Origin of the sequence: Providencia sp. PROV156, from assembly GCF_028480905.1 — a bacterium.
Taxonomy (GTDB): Bacteria; Pseudomonadota; Gammaproteobacteria; order Enterobacterales; family Enterobacteriaceae; genus Providencia; species Providencia hangzhouensis.
The window spans coordinates 52788-73300 of the sequence record NZ_JAMPPE010000018.1 but is presented as its reverse complement, the minus strand read 5'-3'; the positions used below and the strand labels follow the sequence as shown (position 1 = coordinate 73300).

The following is a 20513-nucleotide window of genomic DNA, read 5'->3' as shown; positions in this document are numbered from 1 at the left end:
GGCAATCTCTGTCTTGCATATAAAAAGTGGGGTCACAACAAAATGAAAGTTGAATTAAATACAACGCAGCGTGGTTTCACCTTAATTGAGATTATGACTGTTTTATTTATTTGTTCTTTTGTTATTTTTTCTGGTTTATATCAATGGCAACAGCAAGTAGAAAGGCAGCGGTTAATCGATGCGGCTAGGCAAGTATCTGAGTTTATTTATAGCCAAATGACAGAAGGTGTCTATTTAAATAGGTATCAAATATTATCCGTTAAGGCTGGTAGAAATGATTGGCAGCTTGATGTTAAAGATGCGAACAGCAAGCAAGAGGTTGGCAAGTTAACAGCAAAAAGGCACCAAGGAATAGAACTTAGTAAAGCAAGCCGTACTTCAATTCAGCTATATGGTAAGCAGGGAACGATCCGTGCTTTTAGCATAGAGCTAAAAAATCAGAATCAGCAAATCACAATTTATATTTCTTCATTAGGCCGTATTAGAAGCTGTAGTCATAAAAAAATGACAGGGGTACCTAAATGTTGAATCCCTTAAATAACGATAAATTAAAAAAACAGCAGGGATTTACACTCATTGAAATATTAATGGCAATGGCTATCAGTAGCATTGTTTGTGTATCAGCGATGAGTGCTATTCCTACATTATTTAAGCAAACCTATCGAACTTACATTCAATACCAAATAGACAAGGATATAAGGCAAACATTGATAAATATGGAAAAAGATTTTAGAAGGATAGGTTACTGTAGTAGCCTAAATTGTGGTGAAGAACCTTTAAAAATCACATCAAAATTTTTAAGCAAAGGGAATAACTCGTGCATTATTTTTGCTTATGACCAAGATTTATCGGGTAGGTGGGAAGATATTAAATCCAAATCTAAAGATTCTGATTATTTTGGTTATCGGTTAAATAATGAAAAATTAGAGTCTAATCGAAATGTCCGAAATTGTGATGGGACTCGTTGGCAATCATTATTTGATGAGAAGCTAATCAAAGTTAAAAAATTAGCATTTGATTGGCGGGAAAATACCCAATTACTTGAAATGGAAATAAGCCTTAAAACAGAGTTATTACCTAATCAAACATTTAATTACCGAATAGCGGTCTTAGTTAGAAATCTATGAAGAATATAGAGCAACAACAGGGAAACGTTTCTCTGCTTATGGTTATTATTTTTATCACAATAGGCACATTATTGATTAAATCGGTGCATTTTTTCCAAGAACGAGCTCGGGATGAGTTGCATAAGGAAATTAAATATTTCGATGCTTTTAATAAAGCAGAGTCAGCTCTTGCTTGGGGGGGAACATTACATTGGGATAGTCAATATAGAGGATTAAAGCGTTGGGTTTGCCAGAAAGAGGAAAATCAACAATGGAAAAGTTGCTTAAAACATTACAAAGGGGCGGATTTCGTGCTGTCGGGGCAAAGTCATTATCTCTTAGGGAATGATATTAAAGTTTATCGATGGGTAGTATGGGATGCAAATAAGCAACAGTTTTTCTCTCGTAAAAAAGGGTGGTTAGATTATTGCCCAGTGATAAAAAAAGGATTTTGCTAATGAAAACAAAGCAGCAAGGATTTGCATTAGTAGAGGCAATGATTGGCGTGGTTATTTTTGCTATTTCACTGGTAGCTTTGGTAAACTATTCGCAATATATCATATTGAATTTTAATAAATTGTATATGAATTCTTCGGCCATTAGAGTGTTACATAGTACATTAGAGAAAAGCTCAATGTTAGGGGAACCAATATCAGGGGAGAAAAATTCTTCCATAGATCCAAATTTGCGTTACCCTGAGTGGAAAATACAAACAACTCGCTTACCGCGAGCCGATAACTGTACTGAGTTAATGGTATCGTTAACGATAAAAAAACAGCCATTTTCATTAAGCCGTTGGTATTGCTCAACAGGAGAGTACTATGTTCCAAGTGTATCATTCTAATCAATTAGATTTATTAAAAGATCTAATGACTCATTTAATGAAAAATGAACCACTTTCTCACCCTTTTGAGCAAGAAATAATTTTAGTACAAAGCCCTGGAATGTCACAATGGCTGCAAATCGAACTTGCTAAGCAGTTTGGTATTGCTGCAAATATTAGCTATCCCTTACCAGCAACGTTCATTTGGGACATGTTTAGGCGAGTCTTACCGGATATTCCAAAAGAAAGCGCTTATACCAAGCAAGCTATGACATGGAAACTAATGACAATATTGCCAACTGTCATTAATGAGGAAGAATTTGAACCTTTAAAGCATTATCTTCAAGAAGATACAGATAAACGTAAACTTCATCAGCTTGCTGGTAGGATTGCTGATTTATTTGACCAATATTTGGTTTATCGCCCACAATGGGTTGGAGTATGGCAAAAAAATGAACTAATAGAGGGGCTAAGTGAAAATCAACTATGGCAAAAACGTCTATGGCAGTGCCTTGTTGAATATTCAAATGAACTAAAACAGCCACCTTGGCATCGAGCTAATTTATATCAACATTTTATTGATACATTATCATTGAACCCTGATTTAGGAAAATTGCTGCCAAAGCGTATTTTTATTTGCGGTATCTCATCTCTTCCACCTGTTTATCTACAAGCTATCAATGCAATAGCAGAACATACAGATGTTCATTTAATGTTTACTAACCCTTGTCGCTATTATTGGGGGGACATTCAAAGCGCGTCGTTTTTAGCTAGGTTACAGCAAAGAAAACTTCGCCATTATCTTGATAAACATGAAATTTCACGTTTTAAACTCGAAGAGCATATTCCTAATTTATTTAATGAAAATGGCGAACAGGATATCGCAAACCCACTGCTTGCCTCGTGGGGAAGGTTAGGTCGAGACAACCTATACTTTATTTCTCAAATCGATAGTGCGAATGAAATTTCGGCCTATGTTGATACTGAACGAGCCAATTTATTAGAGAATGTTCAGCAGGATATTTTAGATCTCGAAAACCATGCTCAATTAGGGACAACATTAGAAAATTATGAAACGAGTATTGGTAAACGACCAATCAATGAGCTAGATGATTCGATAACATTCCATTTATGTCATAGTGCACAGCGTGAAGTCGAGGTATTACAAGATCATTTGCTTTCTCTCTTTGAGCAAGATTCATCGCTAACACCGCGTGATGTGATAGTCATGGTGGCCGATATTGACAGCTATGCACCCTATATTCAGGCTGTTTTTGGTAATACGGCATCAACTCGTTATATCCCATTTTCAATTTCAGATAGAAAAGCACTGCAAGCTCACCCAATTTTACAAGCATTTATTATGCTACTCGACTTACCTCAGAGTCGTTTTTCAACGGAGCAAGTTCTTAGCCTACTTGAAGTTTCTGCTTTTTCTCAACGTTTTGGTATTGATGAAAGCGAGTTAAGTTTATTACGCCGCTGGGTTAATGAATCAGGGATCCGCTGGGGGCTTGATGACGATAATGTACGTTCTTTTGCTTTACCAGTGATAGGGCAAAATACATGGGAATTTGGCTTAAGTAGAATGTTGCTTGGCTATGCAATGGATAGCAGAAATGGCCCGTGGAATGGTATTTTACCTTATGATGAGTGTAGTGGCTTAGCCGCCCAGCTTGCCGGGAAATTAGCGCTATTAATTAATACACTAAGAGAATGGCGCTCTTTATTAGCACAAGAACGCCTACTTGAAGAGTGGAAAGAACTTTGTCAGCAACTACTTGATAGCTACTTTATGGTTGATGGGGAAACTGAACTTGTTCTCGCACTATTAACAGAACAGTGGCATCAAATCATTGATAATGCGATAACTTCAGGATATGAAGAACAAGTTCCATTGCGTTTAATTCGTGATGAACTTTCAGTTCGCTTTGATGATGAAAAAATTAGTCAACGTTTCTTGGCTGGAGCCGTTAATTTTTGCACTTTGATGCCAATGCGTTCAGTACCATTTAAAGTTGTCTGCTTACTGGGGATGAATGATGGTGCTTATCCGCGAAATATACCACCATTAGGATTTGATTTGATGGCTGAAAAGCCTATGCGTGGAGACCGAAAACGCCGGGATGATGATAGATATCTGTTTTTAGAAGCATTGAATTCAGCATCTAAACAACTTTATGTTAGTTATATTGGGCTTTCTATTCGTGATAATCAGCCTTGTAATCCATCGGTATTAGTTACTGAATTAATTGATTATATTTGCCAAAGCTTTTGTTTAGTTGGTGATGAAACTTTGACTATTGATGAAAGCGCTAAACGATTAAGTGAGCATCTGGTCATCCAGCATAATAGAGTCCCATTCGCAAAAGAAAATTTCTTGCCTGAAACGCCTTATCAGAGTTTTGCGAGTGAGTGGTTACCTGCCGCAAAAACAACAAATAAAGTTGATGAACCATTTTGTTCAATACTTGAAACTCGAGAGCCCATTACTGAAATTTCTTTAGAACAATTATTACGATTTTATCGTCACCCTATCAGGGCATTTTTTCAACAGCGTTTGAAAGTCCATTTTTCTATTGAAGAAACCGAACTGCCAGAAGAAGAGCCATTTAACTTAGGTAGATTACAACGATATAAAATTAATGATCAAATTTTAGATTTACTTGTCAAAGATAAGAACATTGAGCCTTTTTATTCTGCTTTAAAAGCATCGGGTCAGCTGCCTGCTAGGCAATTTGGTCAACTTTTTTGGGAACAGCAGTTGAACGAGATATCGCCATTAGCTGAAAAAGTTAAAGAATATGATATGCAGCTATTTGATTATCCATTAGATTTTCAGTTAAATGGGATAAAAATTACTGGTTTATTGAAAAATATTCATGAAACAGGAATGGTACGATATCGCCCGGCTTACTTAACTGCTAATGATGGGGTACAGCTATGGGTGGAACATTTGCTATTTAACTCGCAAATTGGTGAAGGGGAAAGCCTTGCACTAGGAAGAGATAATAGTATTTGGCAGTTTGCTGCTATTAGCAAAGAAGATGCATTGGCTTATCTACAAGATTTAGTCGTAGGCTATTGTGAAGGGTTTAATTCCCCGTTAATTCTTCTTTCTCAAAGTGGTTGGAGTTGGGTTAAAGCTTGCTTTGATAAAAAGACAAAACAGTACGATTTTTCGAGTGAAGAAATTCAACAAAAAGCATTATCTGCTTTGCTCCAAAGCTTACAAGGAAGTCAGATGCAAAAAGGTGAGATGGAAGACGATTATGTGTCAAGAACTTGTAGAAGCATTGATGATGCGATGATTAAATCTTTGTTATCAAACACTCAACGGTTTTTATTACCGATGACAAAATACTTGAAATGACAGGAGAGCAACAAAGGATGCAATATTTATCCAAAAATATCGCTCATCTATTTTTATTACTGATAATTTTTTTCGGTGGTCAAGCAATAGCAGCGCAACCACTTTGGCAAGTTTTGCCTGAAACAGTAAATAAAAGTGAAAGAGACCCTAGGGAATATAAAGCCATCAAACTTAGTAATGATATGACGGTTTTATTGGTATCAGATGCCAAAGCAACAAAATCATTGGCTGCGGTATCGATACCTGTTGGTAGTATTGAAAACCCAAATAGCCAATTAGGGCTGGCTCATTATTTAGAGCATATGGTTTTAATGGGTTCCAAAAAGTACCCAGAGCCAAGTAGTTTCTCTGAATTTTTGCAAAAACACGGTGGTAGCCATAATGCAAGTACCGCTTCTCATCGTACTGCTTATTACTTTGAAGTTGAAAATGGTGCATTAAAAGAAGCGACGGATAGGCTTGCAGATGCATTAGCTGAGCCACTTTTAGACCCGATTAATGCAGACAGAGAACGTAATGCAGTTAATGCAGAACTTACAATGGCACGTTCTCGTGACGGGATGCGTATATGGCAAGTACGTTCTGAAACATTGAACCCATTACACCCGAACTCACGTTTTTCGGGGGGAAATTTAGAGACTCTGAAAGATAAACCTAATAGCAAACTACAAGATGAGCTTGTGGGTTTTTATAAGCAGTATTATTCTGCAAACCTAATGAATGCAGTGCTTTACGGCGACCAATCTATCGAATCATTAGCGAATATTGCACAGGAAACATTTGGGCGTATACCTAATTTTAACGCAAGTGTTCCCGCTGTTAATATCCCAGCAGTAACGGATAATGAAAAAGGCATTATTATTCATTATGTGCCAGCGCAACCGCAAAAAGCCATACAAATTGAATTCAGTATTAAAAATAATATGGCAGATTTTCGCAGTAAAAGTGACAACTATATTAGTTACTTAATTGGTAATAGAAGCCCCGGAACATTGGCTGATTGGTTAATATCGCAAGGGCTTGCTGAAGGTATCAGTGCCTCTGCCACTCCAAATTTAGATAGAAACTATGGTTCATTCTCTATTTATGTGACATTGACTGATAAAGGGTTACAAGAAAGAGACGAAATTATTGCAGCTATCTTTTCTTATCTTGAGTTAATTAAAAATGATGGGGTCAATAAAAGTTACTTTGATGAAATAGCAAAAGTTCTTAATTTATCATTCCGTTATGGTTCAATTGTCAGGGATATGAACTACATTGAATGGTTATCAGACCAAATGATTGATGTTCCTGTTAATCATGTTCTTGATTCAGATTACATTGCAGATAAGTATGACCCTGAAGCGATTAAACAGCGTTTATCAGAGCTCACTGCGCAAGAGGCGAGGATTTGGTTTATTAGTCCAAATGAACCGAATAACAAAAAAGCCTATTTTGTCGATGCACCGTATCAGGTCAATAAAATCACAGCAAAACAATTTAAAACCTGGGCAAGTTTAGAATCTAAAATGAATTTTAAATTGCCTGCTTTAAACCCGTATATTGCTGATAATTTATCACTAATTAAAGCTGATAAGGTTTATAAACACCCCGAATTCATCTATCAAGATGGCAATACACGAGTGTTATATATGCCAAGTCAATATTTTGCAGATGAGCCAAAGGCGAGTATCACTTTATCATTACGTTCTAACCAAGGTGATAAAGATGCTAAGCAACAAGTAACGGGCTCTTTATTACAATATATCGCTTCATTGAAAATGGATGAACTGCAATATCAGGCATCTGTAGCTGGCATGTCTGTCTCTGTTTCTCAGGGAATCGGTCTGCAATTAAATGCCAGTGGTTACACCCAACATTTACCTGAACTCTTTTTATCCATGATAAAGCTATACCTGAATTTTGAGCCAACGGAACAAGAATTAGCTCAAGCAAAATCTTGGTATAAAGAGCAAATTGAAGTTGCTAATAATGCGAAAGCTTATGAGCTAGCGATGCAACCGCTTCAGCGTATTAATAGTGTACCTTATTTTGAGCAAGAACAGCGTTTAGCCGAGCTAGATAAAATTTCATTGCAAGACATCACTAACTACCGTGAAATGATAGTTAAAAGTGCAGCATTACAAGCGCTGGTCTTTGGTAATATGACTGAGTCGCAAAGCATTAAAACTATTAAAGATGCACAGCAATTATTAAAGAGCGAAGGTACCAATTGGTGGCGTGGTGATATTGTAGTTATCGACAAAAATTACCTAGCAGATTTCCATAAACAGGGGAATAGCTCAGATAATGCACTTGCTGAAATCTTTATTCCGGACGGTTATAGCCGCATTGATGGCGCAGTATTATCAGGTATTCTTTCTAAGGTAATTCAGCCTTGGTTTTATGACCAATTAAGAACCAATGAGCAACTGGGTTACGCAGTATTTGCTTTTAAAGCAGGGCTGGGGGATCAGTGGGGAATGGGCTTTTTAATTCAAAGTAATGCCAAAACACCGAGTTACTTGAATACTCGTTACCAACAATTCTATCTTCAAGCATTAGAGAAACTGAAAAAACTGCCGATAGATGAATTTAATCAATATAAACAATCTATTATCATGGAGATGAATCAACCACCTCAAACGTTCTATGAGGAAGTAGGCCGTTATTCATCTGATTTTTCGAGAAATATTTTCAGTTTTGATACTCGTGAAAAAGTTATTGCAACTTTAGGGACAGCAACGAAAGAACAAGTCATTGAGTATTATGAAAATGCAGTTATAAAGCATAAGGGGTTAGCAGTTAGCTCCCAAGTTATAGGCCAAGGAGTTGATACTAAAGTGGGGTATGCTCATCTGAAAGATTGGGTGCTTTACCCAACAGCTTCTCAGTTGCAAAAGATTTTACCAATAAAGGAAGATGCTGAGTGAATAAAGTGCAGGTAGAGTCCCAATTACTGAATGTTTTTTCCTTACCTCTGCGTGGGCAGCGGTTAATTGAAGCATCTGCAGGAACGGGTAAAACATATACAATTGGTATACTTTATCTGCGGCTTTTATTAGGCCTGGGAGGCGTTAATGCGTTTCCTAGGCCGTTAAGTGTTGAAGAAATTTTAGTTGTAACATTTACTGAGGCTGCGACGAATGAGTTACGGGGACGTATTCGTCAACGTATTCATGATATGCGCTTAGTTTGCTTAAGAAATGGCGTTGGTTTCGAGTCGCAACCTGAGTATCTTGAATTATTAGCTGAGCTTTCGGGGGAATCCCAAAGAAAATTCGCTGCGCAATGGTTGCAGGTAGCGGAAAGGCAAATGGATGAAGCCGCCATATATACTATCCATGGTTTTTGCCAAAGAATGCTAGTTCATAATGCATTTGAGTCGGGAGTATTGTTCGAACAAACAATGATTCAAGATGAATTTCCGATTCAAAAACAAGCTTGTGCAGACTTTTGGCGCCGCCATTTTTATCCTCTGAATTACTCCATGACGAAAGTCATTCAGTCACTGTGGACTAGTCCTGAAGCATTACTTTCGGAGATTAAACCTTTCTTGCAAGGTGACATTCCTTTAATTATTAACCAACCGAAACAAGTAGAAACTCTAGAAGAACGGCATCAGCGGCTAATCTTGTTAATTGAGTCAGTTAAAACGGCCTGGTTAGAAAACTCAGCGGATTTTGAGAAGCTTATCGCTGATTCAGATGTGGATAAACGAAGTTATAGTACTCGTTTTCTACCTACATGGCTGATAAAAATAGGCGAATGGGCTCAAGAAAAAACAGAAGATTATCAGCTTCCTAAAGATCTTGAACGTTTCTCACAAACGGTATTACATAAAAAATCAAAAAGTGGCTTAGGGCCAGAACATATTGTTTTCCAAAGTATAGATGAGCTACTTTCTCAATCATTAACTCTAAAAGATCTGGTTATTCCACTGGCCATTTCAGAGGTGAGGGAAGCGATTACTAATGAAAAACATAATCGTGGTGAAATGGGGTTTGATGATTTATTGACCCGTTTAGACGGTGCTCTTGCTCAAGAAAGTGGGAAATTTTTAGCTCAAGCTATTAGTCAACGCTTTCCTGTTGCGATGATAGATGAGTTTCAAGATACAGATGCACAGCAATACCGTATTTTTCAAAGAATTTATCGGGAAGTTAATGACAGCGCATTACTTTTCATCGGCGACCCTAAACAAGCTATATATGCTTTTCGGGGCGCAGATATTTTCACCTATATCGAAGCAAAAAATGAAGTTAGTGCTCACTACACATTAGAGACTAACTATCGTTCATCGCAAAATATGGTTGAAGCTATTAATCACTTATTTGGCCGCTGTCAGTCACCATTTATTTTTGAGCAAATTCCTTTTCAACCCGTTAATTTCGCTAAGCAAAATAGCGGTAAAAAACTTATTCATGATGGCGAAGTGGTCAAAGCACTTACATTTTGGCAAGTGGAAGCAGAAGGTGTCTCAGTTGCTGAATATGAACAGGCAACAGCTTCACAATGTGCAGCGCAAATCGCACAATATTTACAAGGCGGGTTTCAGGGTAGTAGCTATTTTGACAATAAAGGAGCACATACTCCTGTAGAAGCTTCTGATATTACTGTGTTGGTTCGTAGCCGACGTGAAGCTGTATTGATTCGTGATGCTTTAAATCGGTTAAATATCCCTTCTGTGTTTCAATCTAATCGGGAAAGTGTATTTTCAACACCGGAAGCGAGAGATTTACTGTGGTTACTACAGGCAGTTTTAACACCGGAAAAAGAACGTGTTTTGCGCAGTGCATTGGCGACAGGAATATTGGGTTTAACCGCTAAACAAATTGATGACTTAAACCATGATGAAAAATCGTGGGAAAAAATTGTAGATGAATTTGCTCGTTATGCCATGGTGTGGCAAAAACGAGGCGTGCTCCCCATGCTTAGAATTGTCATGGCGCAGAGGAAAATTGCAGAAACGTTATTATCAGGTGCCGATGGAGAGCGCCGTTTGATGGATGTGATGCATATTGGTGAGCTGTTACAAGAAATGTCATTACAGCTTGAAGGTGAGCACACACTAACACGTTGGCTGGCGCAACAAATTGCTCATCCTGATCATCAATCTGACGCACAACAAATGCGTCTTGAAAGTGATAAACATTTGGTGCAGATCAGTACCATACATAAATCTAAGGGCCTTGAATATAAGATTGTTTGGTTGCCTTTTGCGAGCAATTTTCTACCCCAATCTAAAGGTTTATATCACGATAGAACGGATTATGCAGTACGGCTAGATTTAAACGATAGTGAAGAAAATGTTGCTCTAGCTGATGAAGAGCGTCTAGCAGAAGACCTACGCTTATTATATGTAGCACTCACAAGGGCTATCTATCACTGTAGTGTCGGTATTGCACCATTAATTAAAGGTAACAGAAAAAAAAGTGGTGAAACCGATTTACACTTATCTGCGCTGGGTTACGTCATCCAAAAAGGGCAAGCAGGAGATAGCCTACTACTGAATGATATGCTGGCTGAAATTAGCAATGACGTTATTGATGTTGCAGTGATTAATCAGCCTAAGTCGGAACGCGTATTGTTAGAACAAAATGATAGCGTAAACTTATCGGCAAGAGCAGTGACTCGTCATTTTAATGACCATTGGCGTGTTACCAGCTATTCTGGGTTAAGTTACGGTTCAAGCCATACTGAAGCAGAAGAATCAGTTTCAGCATTGCAATTTGCTAATTCATTAGCCCCTAATATGGATATTGAGGCTAGTGTTGATGTGGAGCAACAGGAAGACGAGTCTCTTATCCTAACTCCTCATCAATTTCCTAAAGGTGCATCACCGGGAACATTTTTGCATAGCTTGATGGAGGAGATTGATTTTAGTGGGCATGTTTCTCAAGAATGGTTGTCTGAAAAACTTGAATCCTCAGGGTTTGACATACAGTGGGCACCAATGCTGCAAGAATGGCTGCATGCAATTGTACAGGCACCACTATCAGAAGACGGCTTATGTTTATCTGCATTACAGGCTCAAGACCAATTGGATGAAATGCAGTTTTATCTCCCTATTGATTCCCTATTGAGTGCCAGTCATTTAGATAAGATAACGCACCAATATGACCCATTATCACAACGTTGTCCTCCGCTAAATTTTGAGAGAGTTCAGGGTATTTTAAAGGGGTTTATTGACCTCACCTTTTACTGGAAAGGCAAATTTTATCTTCTTGATTATAAATCAAATTATTTAGGGAAAGATGCCAGTTTTTATACGCAAGAAGCCATGGCTGAAGCGATGATAGACCACCGCTATGATTTGCAATATCAACTATATTCGTTAGCGTTACATCGTTACCTCAAGCAAAGAATGCCTAATTATGATTATGAAACTCATTTTGGTGGCGTTTATTATTTATTTTTACGAGGCATAGATAATATTCACTCAAGTAACGGCATTTTCTTTTATCGCCCTATAGAGCCTTTTATTGAAGCGTTAGATAGCTTATTTAAAAATGTTCAGCAAGGGGAACCAACTTAATGAAATCCCTATTTAATCAGGCTATTGAGAAGAATATCTTTACACCTCTAGATGTACAATTTGCTTACAGCATTTCTGATGATAAGTGTCCTATAGTACTTATGATTGCCGCACTCCTTAGCGCAGAAACTATGGCTGGGCACGTTTGCCTAGCACTGGCGGATGTTGACCCCGAAAAATTGTTTGCGGGAAGGCATCCAGAGTTAGCAACTGCGTTTTGGCAAAAAATGGGAGAGCCGAGTGAGCAAGAGCTCTATCAAACGCTCAGACAAGCAAATGCAGTGTCATTATCAACAGAAAACAAAATCTCTCCTTTGGTGCTTTCAGGGGAATATTTATATTTTCAACGGATGTGGCAATATGAGCAGTATGTTGCGAAATTTTTCTCTAATACATTAATAGATAAGCAAAATAATGTTCAAATTAAGAATGTACTAGACAGCTTATTTCCCATTACTGATGATATAGATTGGCAAAAAGTTGCAGCAGCAGTTGCTGTAACGAGTAAGGTGTCAATTATATCAGGGGGGCCAGGAACAGGAAAAACCACAACAGTTGCACGTATCCTTGCTGCATTAATTAAACTTGAAACTAAGTATCACCATAAAATTAGAATAGAGTTGGCGGCTCCAACCGGTAAGGCTGCAGCTAGGTTGACGGAGTCCCTCGGAGAGGCGATGAAAAAAATGCCTTTAACCGATGAAGAACACGCTGTTTTGCCTAATCATGCAAAAACATTGCACCGTTTACTAGGGGCTCAACCTGAGAGCCAGCAGTTTCGCTATAACCGAGATAATCGCTTATCTCTTGATGTACTGATTGTTGATGAAGCCTCAATGGTAGATTTACCCATGATGAGCAAATTACTTGAGTCATTACCTGAAAATGCAAAGTTAATATTTCTAGGTGATAAAGACCAATTAGCCTCAGTCGAGGCAGGGGCAGTATTAGGGGATATCTGTCAGTTTGCTGATAACGGTTATAGTGCAGAAAGAGCGTCCCAACTTTCGGAGTTAACAGGGCATTCAGTTGAATCTTATGCATCACCAAGCGGCCCAGTTATTCGTGATAGCCTATGTTTGCTACGTAAAAGCTACCGTTTTTCGGCAGATTCAGGAATTGGCCAACTCGCTTTTGCTGTAAATAAAGGTAATGTTTCTAGAGTTCAACAGTTACTAAATCAGCAGCGGCCAGATGTACATAGTTATATTCAAGAAACCGCAGATGATTACGCGAAAATTTTATTAGATGCCGCTGAAAATTATAAGGAATATCTATTAGCGGTTAAAAATAAAGAAGATCCTGAGCAAGTTTTGAAAAAATTTAACCAATATCGGGTACTAACAGCTCTGCGAGAAGGCCCTTTTGGCGTCATTGGCCTTAACGATAAATTGGAAAAATTATTTCATAGGCAAGGGATAATAAACCGTCCATATAATTTATTGAATAAACACTATGCAGGCCGGCCAATTATGATTAGCCGTAATGACAGCCCATTAGGACTCTTTAATGGGGATATAGGTATCATTTTACCGGATGAAGAAAATGCACTGAGAGCCTATTTTCAATTTCCAGATGGGACTATTCGTGGGGTACAACCTAACCGACTTCCACAACATGAAACAGCTTATGCAATGACCGTTCATAAATCACAAGGTTCGGAGTTTGCTCATACCGCATTAGTTTTACCAAATGTATATTCTCCCGTAATGACTCGTGAGCTGGTGTATACGGCGATAACTCGAGCTAAAAAAGAGCTATCTCTTTATGGCAGCCCAAAGGTATTACGTCGAGCAGTTGAAACACCAACCAAGCGGCGAAGTGGTTTAGCGACCCAATTAATGTGACTAGTTTATATGTAAGTTACGTGAATATTTAACCCAAAAGTAAAGGTAATGAGATGGATAACCAGCAAGCAATGACGGCAATTACAGTAACATTAAATGCAAGACTTGAACCGATTAGGCGTGGTGATTTAGAAGATGCATTTAATGAAGTCATGAAAAGCATGGGTAAAAATATCCATGTTACAGGTGGTGGAACATTATTAAGTGATAATGGCGAAGCGCAAGAATGCGATATAGAAATAGCACTTGAAGAAGCTAGTGACGAAAATATCAGTTTAATTATTCAACTTTTTTCTTCAATGTTAGCTCCAAAGGGCTCTCGTTTATTCATTCATGGCGAAGATGTTCGAATCGATTTTGGCTCAGATGAAGGTATGGCTATTTATTTCAACGGGACAGAGCTCGCTGATGACGTTTATGAAAATGGGGATATCAATGAAGTATTCGATACTCTAGATGAAGCAGTGGAAGATATTGGGAGTATTCACGGGGTTTGGGATGGCCCGACAGAAACGGCATTTTATTTTTATGGTACTTCTTTCGCTGAGATGAAAGCTGCAATACAAGCGCATTTAGACTCCATTCCTTTGTGTGAGAAAGCAAGGGTTATTCAGATAGCTTAGTGGTTATTCATTTGTGTTAAAGCCATAGCCCAAACTATGCATCCTTGTATAGTTTGGGGTTAAAGTAATTGACTAAATAGTGCTCATTTTGAATGTTCTAATATTTACTTATCAGCTTGGTTTTTTAAATCTAAAATCAATATTTTAGAGCGGCGCTGGTAATTATATAAAGCCTGTTTTTTCATTGGTAACATCTCAATCTCCGCGGGGGTAAAACCACGCTCTTGAAACCAATGGATGCTACGAGTTGTTAGTACAAATAGCTTGTCTAAACCAAATTGTTTTGCTTGTACGGCAATACGGTGCAGTAACTCCTCTCCCCTAGATGAACTACGGTAATCAGGATGAACAGCGACACATGCCATTTCACCTAATTTTTCTTCTGGGTAAGGGTAAAGCGCTGCGCAAGCGATGACTAAGTTATCACGTTCAATAATGGTAAATTTATCAATTTCCATTTCTAATTGCTCACGTGAACGTCTAACTAAAATCCCTTGCTGCTCTAATGGGCGAATAAGTTCTAATATTCCACCAATATCATTAATGTTTGCACGGCGGATTTGTTCCGCGCTTTCCATGACTATTTGGGTACCAATACCATCGCGAGAGAATAATTCTTGAATTAAAGAACCATTTTCTTGGTAGCTCAATAGGTGGCTACGGCGGACACCCCGGCGACAAGCTTTTGCGGCTCCACGTAGAAAACGCACGGTTCCTGAGTAGTAATCGCCCTCAGATTCCAGCTCTTGAATGCGGTTTTCTGCTTCATTTGGGAATAATTCAGACAAAATATTGCCTTCTTTATCTACTACACCTTGTGAGGAGCAAAAACCGATCAGTTTTTCCGCTTTCATTTTTACTGCTAATTGAGTTGCAATTTCTTCAGAGGTCAGATTAAAACTTTCTCCTGTGACAGAGACTGCAACCGGCCCAATCAACACAATGGAACCATTATCTAACTGATTATTAATGGCTTCTTCATTAATACGGCGGATTCTTCCGCTGTGGCAATAATCAATGCCATCATCAACCCCTAGAGGTTGAGCAATAACGAAATTACCACTAACCACATTAATATGTGCGCCTTGAAGCGGGGTATTACCTAAGCTCATAGATAACCGAGCCGTGATATCTAATTGTAAAGCTCCAGAAGCTTGTTTTACATATTCAAGTGTATTCGCATCTGTTACGCGAGTATGTTTATGATAAACCGCATCATATTTGTGTTCAGCTAAGATATCCTCAATTTGAGGCCTAGCACCATAAACGACAATAATTCGGATGCCTAAACTATGCAATAATCCTATGTCATTGACAATACTAGGAAAATTTTCATGCGCAATCGCTTCACCACCAAGCATAATAATGAATGTTTTGCCGCGGTGGGCGTTTATATAAGGGACCGAATGGCGAAACTCATCAACCAACTCGGTGCTGCGCTCTTTCATAACAACCCTCTTAATTGAATTTTTATTCGTTAATAATGTATTTTTATTCTTTTTGTTGGGAAATATCAAGTAAAAGATGGGATAAAAAAAGTAACATTTTTATTTTTATCGTTTACATATCTCTAAATTTAACTAGATATACTCTACGAAAATTAAATTGCATAAAATTGACACAGAAAGTCACTCACAAATATTTTCTCTCGGTATGATTAGGTTATACTCATTAATGTAACTCTATAGATGCTTTGATATATTCTTAATGACAGAGTGCAAATGATTAGTTAGAGTGCGTATTTCAAGTCTAGTTATTAGCAATTATCCTAAAATCACTTTATTTTTCAGTTCTAGGTTCGGAATTATTGATGAGTCACCAAGATCACAACCCATCGAAGCGTCGTTTTATTCAGGGCGCAGCTGCAGTTATGTTACTGAGCATTAGCCCATTCGGTTTTTCTGCGAGTAGCAGCGTGGTGGCTGTGCGCATTTGGCCTGCATCCAGCTATACCCGGGTAACATTGGAATCTAGTACTCCATTGAAGTACCGCCAGTTTGTGCTTAATAACCCTGAGCGTATTGTGGTCGATCTTGAAGGGGTGCAGTTAAATAATGTATTAAAGGATATGGGAACCCAAATTCAAACACGTGATCCTTACCTTAAACTGGTTAGAGTTGGGCAATTTGATCCGAAAACGGTTCGCTTGGTATTTGAAGTTAAAAATAAAGTTAGTCCTCAATTCTTCTCGATGGCCCCTGTTGCGGAATTTAAGCACCGCTTAGTTCTTGATTTTTATCCAGGTAAAGGTGTTGACACCAATGATGATCCTCTATTGGCATTACTTGAGGATTATAATAAAGGTGATCTTGAGGAAAGCATGCCTGCTCAAGCGAAGAAGCCTGGAAAAGCAGGGACGGATCGCCCCATTATTATTATGATCGACCCAGGGCATGGTGGTGAAGACCCTGGTGCGATAGGCAAATATAAGACACGTGAAAAAGATGTGGTTTTACAGATCGCACGGCGCTTAAAAGCTTTGATAGATAAAGACCCTAAAATGCGTTCCTATATGACTCGTAATGAAGATGTCTTTATTCCGTTAAAAGTCCGAGTGGCGAAAGCACGTAAAATGCAGGCTGATTTATTCGTTTCAATTCATGCAGATGCGTTTACTAACCGTTCAGCCCGCGGTTCTTCTGTTTTTGCGTTATCAACGAAAGGTGCGACCAGTAATACGGCTCGCTACCTAGCACAAACACAAAACGAAGCGGACTTAGTGGGTGGTGTGAGTAAAAGTGGAGATGTGTATCTCGACCATACGATGTTTGATCTCGTGCAAACAGCGACGATTAACGACAGTTTGAAATTTGGTGACGAAGTACTAAAACGGATGGGAAAAGTTAACAAGTTGCATAAAAACAGAGTTGACCAAGCCGGGTTCGCAGTGTTGAAGGCTCCAGAGATCCCATCAATTCTCGTTGAAACGGCTTTTATTAGTAATTTAGAAGAAGAGCGGAAATTGAAAACAGCTAAATTCCAACAACAAATGGCAGAATCCATTTTTGAAGGGGTAAAAGCTTATTTCCGTAATGGCGGTGCATTAGCAATTCGCAACTAATTAATTTAAATCAGATTAAAATAAAGAAAGGTGATAAACGTGTGTGAGTCGCCTTTTTTGTTTTTATCGATGGGTAAAAATAGAATTTATTATAGTGGTACTAAAAAGGTAATTGAATTAGAAAGGGTATTTGAAAGAATTGGTTGCGGGGGCTGGATTTGAACCAACGACCTTCGGGTTATGAGCCCGACGAGCTACCATGCTGCTCCACCCCGCGACTGAAGAGGTAAAAAATTGGTTGCGGGAGCTGGATTTGAACCAACGACCTTCGGGTTATGAGCCCGACGAGCTACCATGCTGCTCCATCCCGCGACTGAATTTTTACGACTTTATACTGCAGATTTTTTGTTACTTTACTGATTTAATCAGTAATTGGTTGCGGGGGCTGGATTTGAACCAACGACCTTCGGGTTATGAGCCCGACGAGCTACCAAGCTGCTCCACCCCGCGTCCGATGCGGGCACTATACTCGGGATGAGATCTGATGCAAGTTTTTTCGTGTTTTTTTTTCAAAATTTAGCATTTACAGAACAAAATCTGTTCTGTCTGCCTGTTTTTTGCTCTTTAGTGAGTAGAGAGAGGAAAATAACCTAACTAAATATATTTACACGTTTCATTCCCTAATTGGGTTTGCTATTGTGCGCTTCATATTGGATTGTTGGATTTATTTGGGTGGTAGAGCATGAATATAGGGCTAACAAAAATCGTCAATAAACAAATAGTAAAAAAATGGTTAGTAACCAGCGTATTTCTTTCCTTATTAGCTGGATGCCAAACCCATCCAACGGATAAAGGCCAACAATATAAAGATGGTCGCTTAGTACAAGATTTACAGAAAGTAAATCAAGTGAATGTACAGGGGCGACCAATAAATGCGCCAGATTTTAATCAACAAGTTAATGAAATTAAAAATGCATCACCGCGATTGTTTAAAAATAACAACGATACCTATCATGCTATAGAAAACTGGTTGATGGCGGGGGGGAACCCGGCTCAATTGGCAAATTTCAATTTAACCGCTTTCCAAATGGAAGGCGCTGATAATTATGGAAACGTACAATTTACAGGGTATTACACACCTGTGATCGAGGCGCGCCGTATGGCTCAAGGTGAATTTCGTTATCCGTTGTACGGTATGCCGCCAAAAGGAAAAACACGCTTACCTAGCCGAGCGGCGATTTATAATGGTGCCCTGAGTGATCATTTAATTTTAGCTTATAGTAATTCGCCGGTTGAAAATTTTATGATGGAAGTTCAGGGAAGTGGTTATGTTGATTTTGGGGATGGCAGCCCACTGAATTTCTTTGGTTATGCAGGTAAAAATGGTCACGCCTATAAAAGTATCGGAAAAGTGCTGGTAGACCGCGGTGAAGTTCCTCTGAGCCAAATGTCATTACAAGCTATCCATGATTGGACGAATCAGCATAGCGAGCAAGAAGTTCGCCAGCTATTAGAAGAAAATCCGTCATTTGTATTTTTTAAACCGCAATCATTTGTCCCTGTTAGAGGCGCAAGTGCGGTTCCTTTAATTGCTAAAGCATCTGTTGCATCAGATAAAACTCTCATTCCACCGGGAACAGCCTTACTCGCGGAGATCCCTGTGTTAGATAATAATGGGAAATTTACGGGGCAGTACGAAATGCGTATGATGGTAGCCTTGGATGTTGGTGGTGCGATTAAAGGGCATCATTTTGATATTTACCACGGTATAGGCCATGAAGCCGGAAAAATGGCCGGTTTTTATAACCATTACGGGCGAGTTTGGGTGCTGAAAAAAAGCCAGCCGCTATTTGGTTCAATGTAGTTACAGTTTTAACTGAGGTTGTTCGTTATTATGCAAGCTAAGCTTTCTGATGCTTGGATGCAGCGTTTTGCTGGGATCGGGCGTTTATATGGGCAACATGCTCTTCATCTTTTTGCACGTTCCCACATTTGTGTCATTGGCATTGGTGGGGTAGGCGTGTGGGCCGCGGAGGCGCTTGCTCGTTCAGGTATTGGGCATATCACATTAATTGATATGGATGATATTTGTGTGACTAATACCAATCGCCAATTACATGCCATCAAGTCGACAGTTGGGCAACCAAAAGTTGATGTGATGAAAAATCGTATTTTAGAAATTAACCCCGAATGTGTAGTGAATGTTATTGATGATTTTATTACTGTTGATAATGTCGCTCACTACCTTAGCACGGGGTTTGATTATGTCATTGATGCCATTGATAGTGTAAGGCCTAAAGCTGCGTTGTTAGCGTATTGTAGACGCTTTAAAATACCCATTATCACCACAGGTGGGGCTGGTGGACAAATCGACCCAACACAGATTCAAGTGACAGACCTAGCTAAAACGGTTCAAGACCCTTTAGCCGCTAAGTTGCGCGAACGCTTAAAATCCGATTTTAACGTTGTTAAAAATGGCAAAGGAAAGCTCGGGATTGACTGTGTTTTTTCTACTGAACAGCTTGTTTATCCGCAAAGTGATGGCACTGTGTGTGCGGCAAAAAGCACTGCGGATGGCTCTAAGCGTATGGACTGCGCTTCAGGCTTTGGTGCGGTGACTATGGTTACAGCCAGTTTTGGGTTTATTGCTGTCTCACATGCACTTAAAAAGATGATAGCAAAATCACAACGGGAAATGGAACAGCAGTAAAGTGAATGAGGCTATTGCGATAGATAGCCTCATTCAATGAATTACGCAGGTGTCATTTCATTGGCAATATTTTGAATTGCCGTAATGAGTGATTGAATACCATTTTGGCGGGATTCGCTGAGCTGGCTAGGTAAGCCGGTTTGAGCTAATAAGTTATTAAAATCAATTTCCATGATTTCTTTCGCTGTTTTTTGCTCTATTGCCGCTAACAAAATGGTAAATAACCCTTTCACCACTCGGCCTTCACTATCCCCATAAAAATGAAATGTTTCATCATCATTGAGAAGTGCTCCAATCCAAACTCGGTTTTCACAGCCTTTAACCTCTTGAGTTTGCAGCTTTTCATCATCAGACAGCGCCGGCAATTTTCTCGCAAATTGAATTAATAAACGGTATTTATCTTCCCATGCTTTATGTGTGGAAAACTGTTCAACTATTTCTTGAATTTTAATCTCTGTACCGAATGGGTGCGGAGCAAGTTCATGGTTAGTCGAAGTCATTAGGCTTCCT

The 20513-nt window shown here is 38.9% G+C and carries 14 protein-coding genes and 3 tRNA genes; 12 read left to right on the top strand and 5 right to left on the bottom strand.

Features of this window, described 5'->3' with window-relative positions; all coding sequences use genetic code 11:
- Positions 1-42: 42 nt before the first annotated feature.
- The 9 genes from PSF31_RS14170 to PSF31_RS14130 are packed head-to-tail and all read left to right on the top strand — an operon-like array spanning position 43 to position 14292.
- Entirely contained in the window at positions 43-528 is a 486-nt protein-coding gene (locus tag PSF31_RS14170) for a prepilin-type N-terminal cleavage/methylation domain-containing protein (RefSeq protein ID WP_096864079.1), read from the top strand.
- Positions 522-1127: a prepilin peptidase-dependent protein gene (locus tag PSF31_RS14165; protein WP_004257611.1), complete on the top strand. Its 606-nt coding sequence runs from the start codon at positions 522-524 to the stop codon at positions 1125-1127. The genes PSF31_RS14170 and PSF31_RS14165 overlap by 7 nt, the downstream gene beginning before the upstream one ends.
- Positions 1124-1564, top strand: a complete 441-nt coding sequence (locus PSF31_RS14160) for a DUF2509 family protein (protein ID WP_004257609.1) — start codon at positions 1124-1126, stop codon at positions 1562-1564. The genes PSF31_RS14165 and PSF31_RS14160 overlap by 4 nt, the downstream gene beginning before the upstream one ends.
- On the top strand, positions 1564-1950 hold the full coding sequence (locus tag PSF31_RS14155; protein ID WP_110591275.1) for a type IV pilus modification PilV family protein: 387 nt from the start codon (positions 1564-1566) through the stop codon (positions 1948-1950). The genes PSF31_RS14160 and PSF31_RS14155 overlap by 1 nt, the downstream gene beginning before the upstream one ends.
- On the top strand, positions 1928-5302 hold the full coding sequence (gene recC, locus PSF31_RS14150; RefSeq protein WP_164560940.1) for an exodeoxyribonuclease V subunit gamma: 3375 nt from the start codon (positions 1928-1930) through the stop codon (positions 5300-5302). The genes PSF31_RS14155 and recC overlap by 23 nt, the downstream gene beginning before the upstream one ends.
- 17 nt (positions 5303-5319) lie before the next feature.
- Positions 5320-8217 (top strand): pitrilysin, encoded by a 2898-nt coding sequence (gene ptrA / locus PSF31_RS14145; RefSeq protein WP_096864080.1) that lies wholly within the window; start codon positions 5320-5322, stop codon positions 8215-8217.
- Positions 8214-11822, top strand: a complete 3609-nt coding sequence (recB, locus tag PSF31_RS14140) for an exodeoxyribonuclease V subunit beta (protein ID WP_096864081.1) — start codon at positions 8214-8216, stop codon at positions 11820-11822. Before ptrA ends, recB begins: the two co-directional genes overlap by 4 nt.
- A complete protein-coding gene (gene recD, locus PSF31_RS14135) occupies positions 11822-13669 on the top strand; it encodes an exodeoxyribonuclease V subunit alpha (protein WP_096864082.1) in 1848 nt (615 codons plus the stop codon). Before recB ends, recD begins: the two co-directional genes overlap by 1 nt.
- A 53-nt stretch (positions 13670-13722) precedes the next feature.
- A complete protein-coding gene (locus PSF31_RS14130; protein ID WP_004257593.1) occupies positions 13723-14292 on the top strand; it encodes a hypothetical protein in 570 nt (189 codons plus the stop codon).
- Positions 14293-14396: 104 nt separating this feature from the next.
- Here the strand turns inward: PSF31_RS14130 and argA are convergent, their stop codons facing one another.
- Positions 14397-15740, bottom strand: a complete 1344-nt coding sequence (gene argA / locus PSF31_RS14125; RefSeq protein WP_036957996.1) for an amino-acid N-acetyltransferase — start codon at positions 15738-15740, stop codon at positions 14397-14399.
- A gap of 362 nt (positions 15741-16102) precedes the next feature.
- Here argA and amiC point away from each other — a divergent pair, with 362 nt between their 5' ends.
- The gene (gene amiC, locus PSF31_RS14120) at positions 16103-17353 is read left to right on the top strand and encodes an N-acetylmuramoyl-L-alanine amidase AmiC (protein WP_004257585.1); all 1251 of its coding nucleotides are present in this window, start codon (positions 16103-16105) and stop codon (positions 17351-17353) included.
- A 140-nt stretch (positions 17354-17493) separates the two neighbouring features.
- On the opposite strand, the gene PSF31_RS14115 is transcribed toward amiC, so the two are convergent.
- From PSF31_RS14115 to PSF31_RS14105, 3 genes are all read right to left on the bottom strand, one after another.
- Positions 17494-17570: transfer RNA gene (locus PSF31_RS14115), tRNA-Met, on the bottom strand.
- 18 nt (positions 17571-17588) lie between these two features.
- Positions 17589-17665 (bottom strand) — tRNA-Met (locus PSF31_RS14110).
- Between the two features lie 61 nt (positions 17666-17726).
- Positions 17727-17803 (bottom strand) — tRNA-Met (locus PSF31_RS14105).
- Between the two features lie 232 nt (positions 17804-18035).
- On the opposite strand from PSF31_RS14105, the gene mltA reads away from it, so the two are divergent.
- Together mltA and tcdA are read left to right on the top strand one after the other, a co-directional pair.
- Complete coding sequence (gene mltA, locus PSF31_RS14100) at positions 18036-19157, top strand: murein transglycosylase A (protein WP_004257581.1); 1122 nt, start codon at positions 18036-18038, stop codon at positions 19155-19157.
- A gap of 30 nt (positions 19158-19187) precedes the next feature.
- Positions 19188-20003, top strand: coding sequence for a tRNA cyclic N6-threonylcarbamoyladenosine(37) synthase TcdA (gene tcdA / locus PSF31_RS14095; protein ID WP_004257579.1), 816 nt, complete (start codon positions 19188-19190; stop codon positions 20001-20003).
- 41 nt (positions 20004-20044) lie between these two features.
- Here the strand turns inward: tcdA and csdE are convergent, their stop codons facing one another.
- Positions 20045-20503: a cysteine desulfurase sulfur acceptor subunit CsdE gene (gene csdE / locus PSF31_RS14090; protein WP_004257574.1), complete on the bottom strand. Its 459-nt coding sequence runs from the start codon at positions 20501-20503 to the stop codon at positions 20045-20047.
- Positions 20504-20513 lie beyond the last annotated feature (10 nt).

Bases quoted from the DNA above. Each gene is read 5' to 3' on its own strand.
- PSF31_RS14170 (WP_096864079.1), top strand. From the start codon at position 43: ATGAAAGTTGAATTAAATACAACGCAGCGTGGTTTCACCTTAATTGAG.
- ptrA (WP_096864080.1), top strand. From the start codon at position 5,320: ATGCAATATTTATCCAAAAATATCGCTCATCTATTTTTATTACTGATA.
- mltA (WP_004257581.1), top strand. From the start codon at position 18,036: ATGAATATAGGGCTAACAAAAATCGTCAATAAACAAATAGTAAAAAAA.
- PSF31_RS14165 (WP_004257611.1), top strand. From the start codon at position 522: ATGTTGAATCCCTTAAATAACGATAAATTAAAAAAACAGCAGGGATTT.
- tcdA (WP_004257579.1), top strand. From the start codon at position 19,188: ATGCAAGCTAAGCTTTCTGATGCTTGGATGCAGCGTTTTGCTGGGATC.
- csdE (WP_004257574.1), bottom strand. From the start codon at position 20,503: ATGACTTCGACTAACCATGAACTTGCTCCGCACCCATTCGGTACAGAG.
- PSF31_RS14130 (WP_004257593.1), top strand. From the start codon at position 13,723: ATGGATAACCAGCAAGCAATGACGGCAATTACAGTAACATTAAATGCA.
- recC (WP_164560940.1), top strand. From the start codon at position 1,928: ATGTTCCAAGTGTATCATTCTAATCAATTAGATTTATTAAAAGATCTA.
- recD (WP_096864082.1), top strand. From the start codon at position 11,822: ATGAAATCCCTATTTAATCAGGCTATTGAGAAGAATATCTTTACACCT.
- PSF31_RS14160 (WP_004257609.1), top strand. From the start codon at position 1,124: ATGAAGAATATAGAGCAACAACAGGGAAACGTTTCTCTGCTTATGGTT.
- argA (WP_036957996.1), bottom strand. From the start codon at position 15,740: ATGAAAGAGCGCAGCACCGAGTTGGTTGATGAGTTTCGCCATTCGGTC.
- PSF31_RS14155 (WP_110591275.1), top strand. From the start codon at position 1,564: ATGAAAACAAAGCAGCAAGGATTTGCATTAGTAGAGGCAATGATTGGC.
- amiC (WP_004257585.1), top strand. From the start codon at position 16,103: ATGAGTCACCAAGATCACAACCCATCGAAGCGTCGTTTTATTCAGGGC.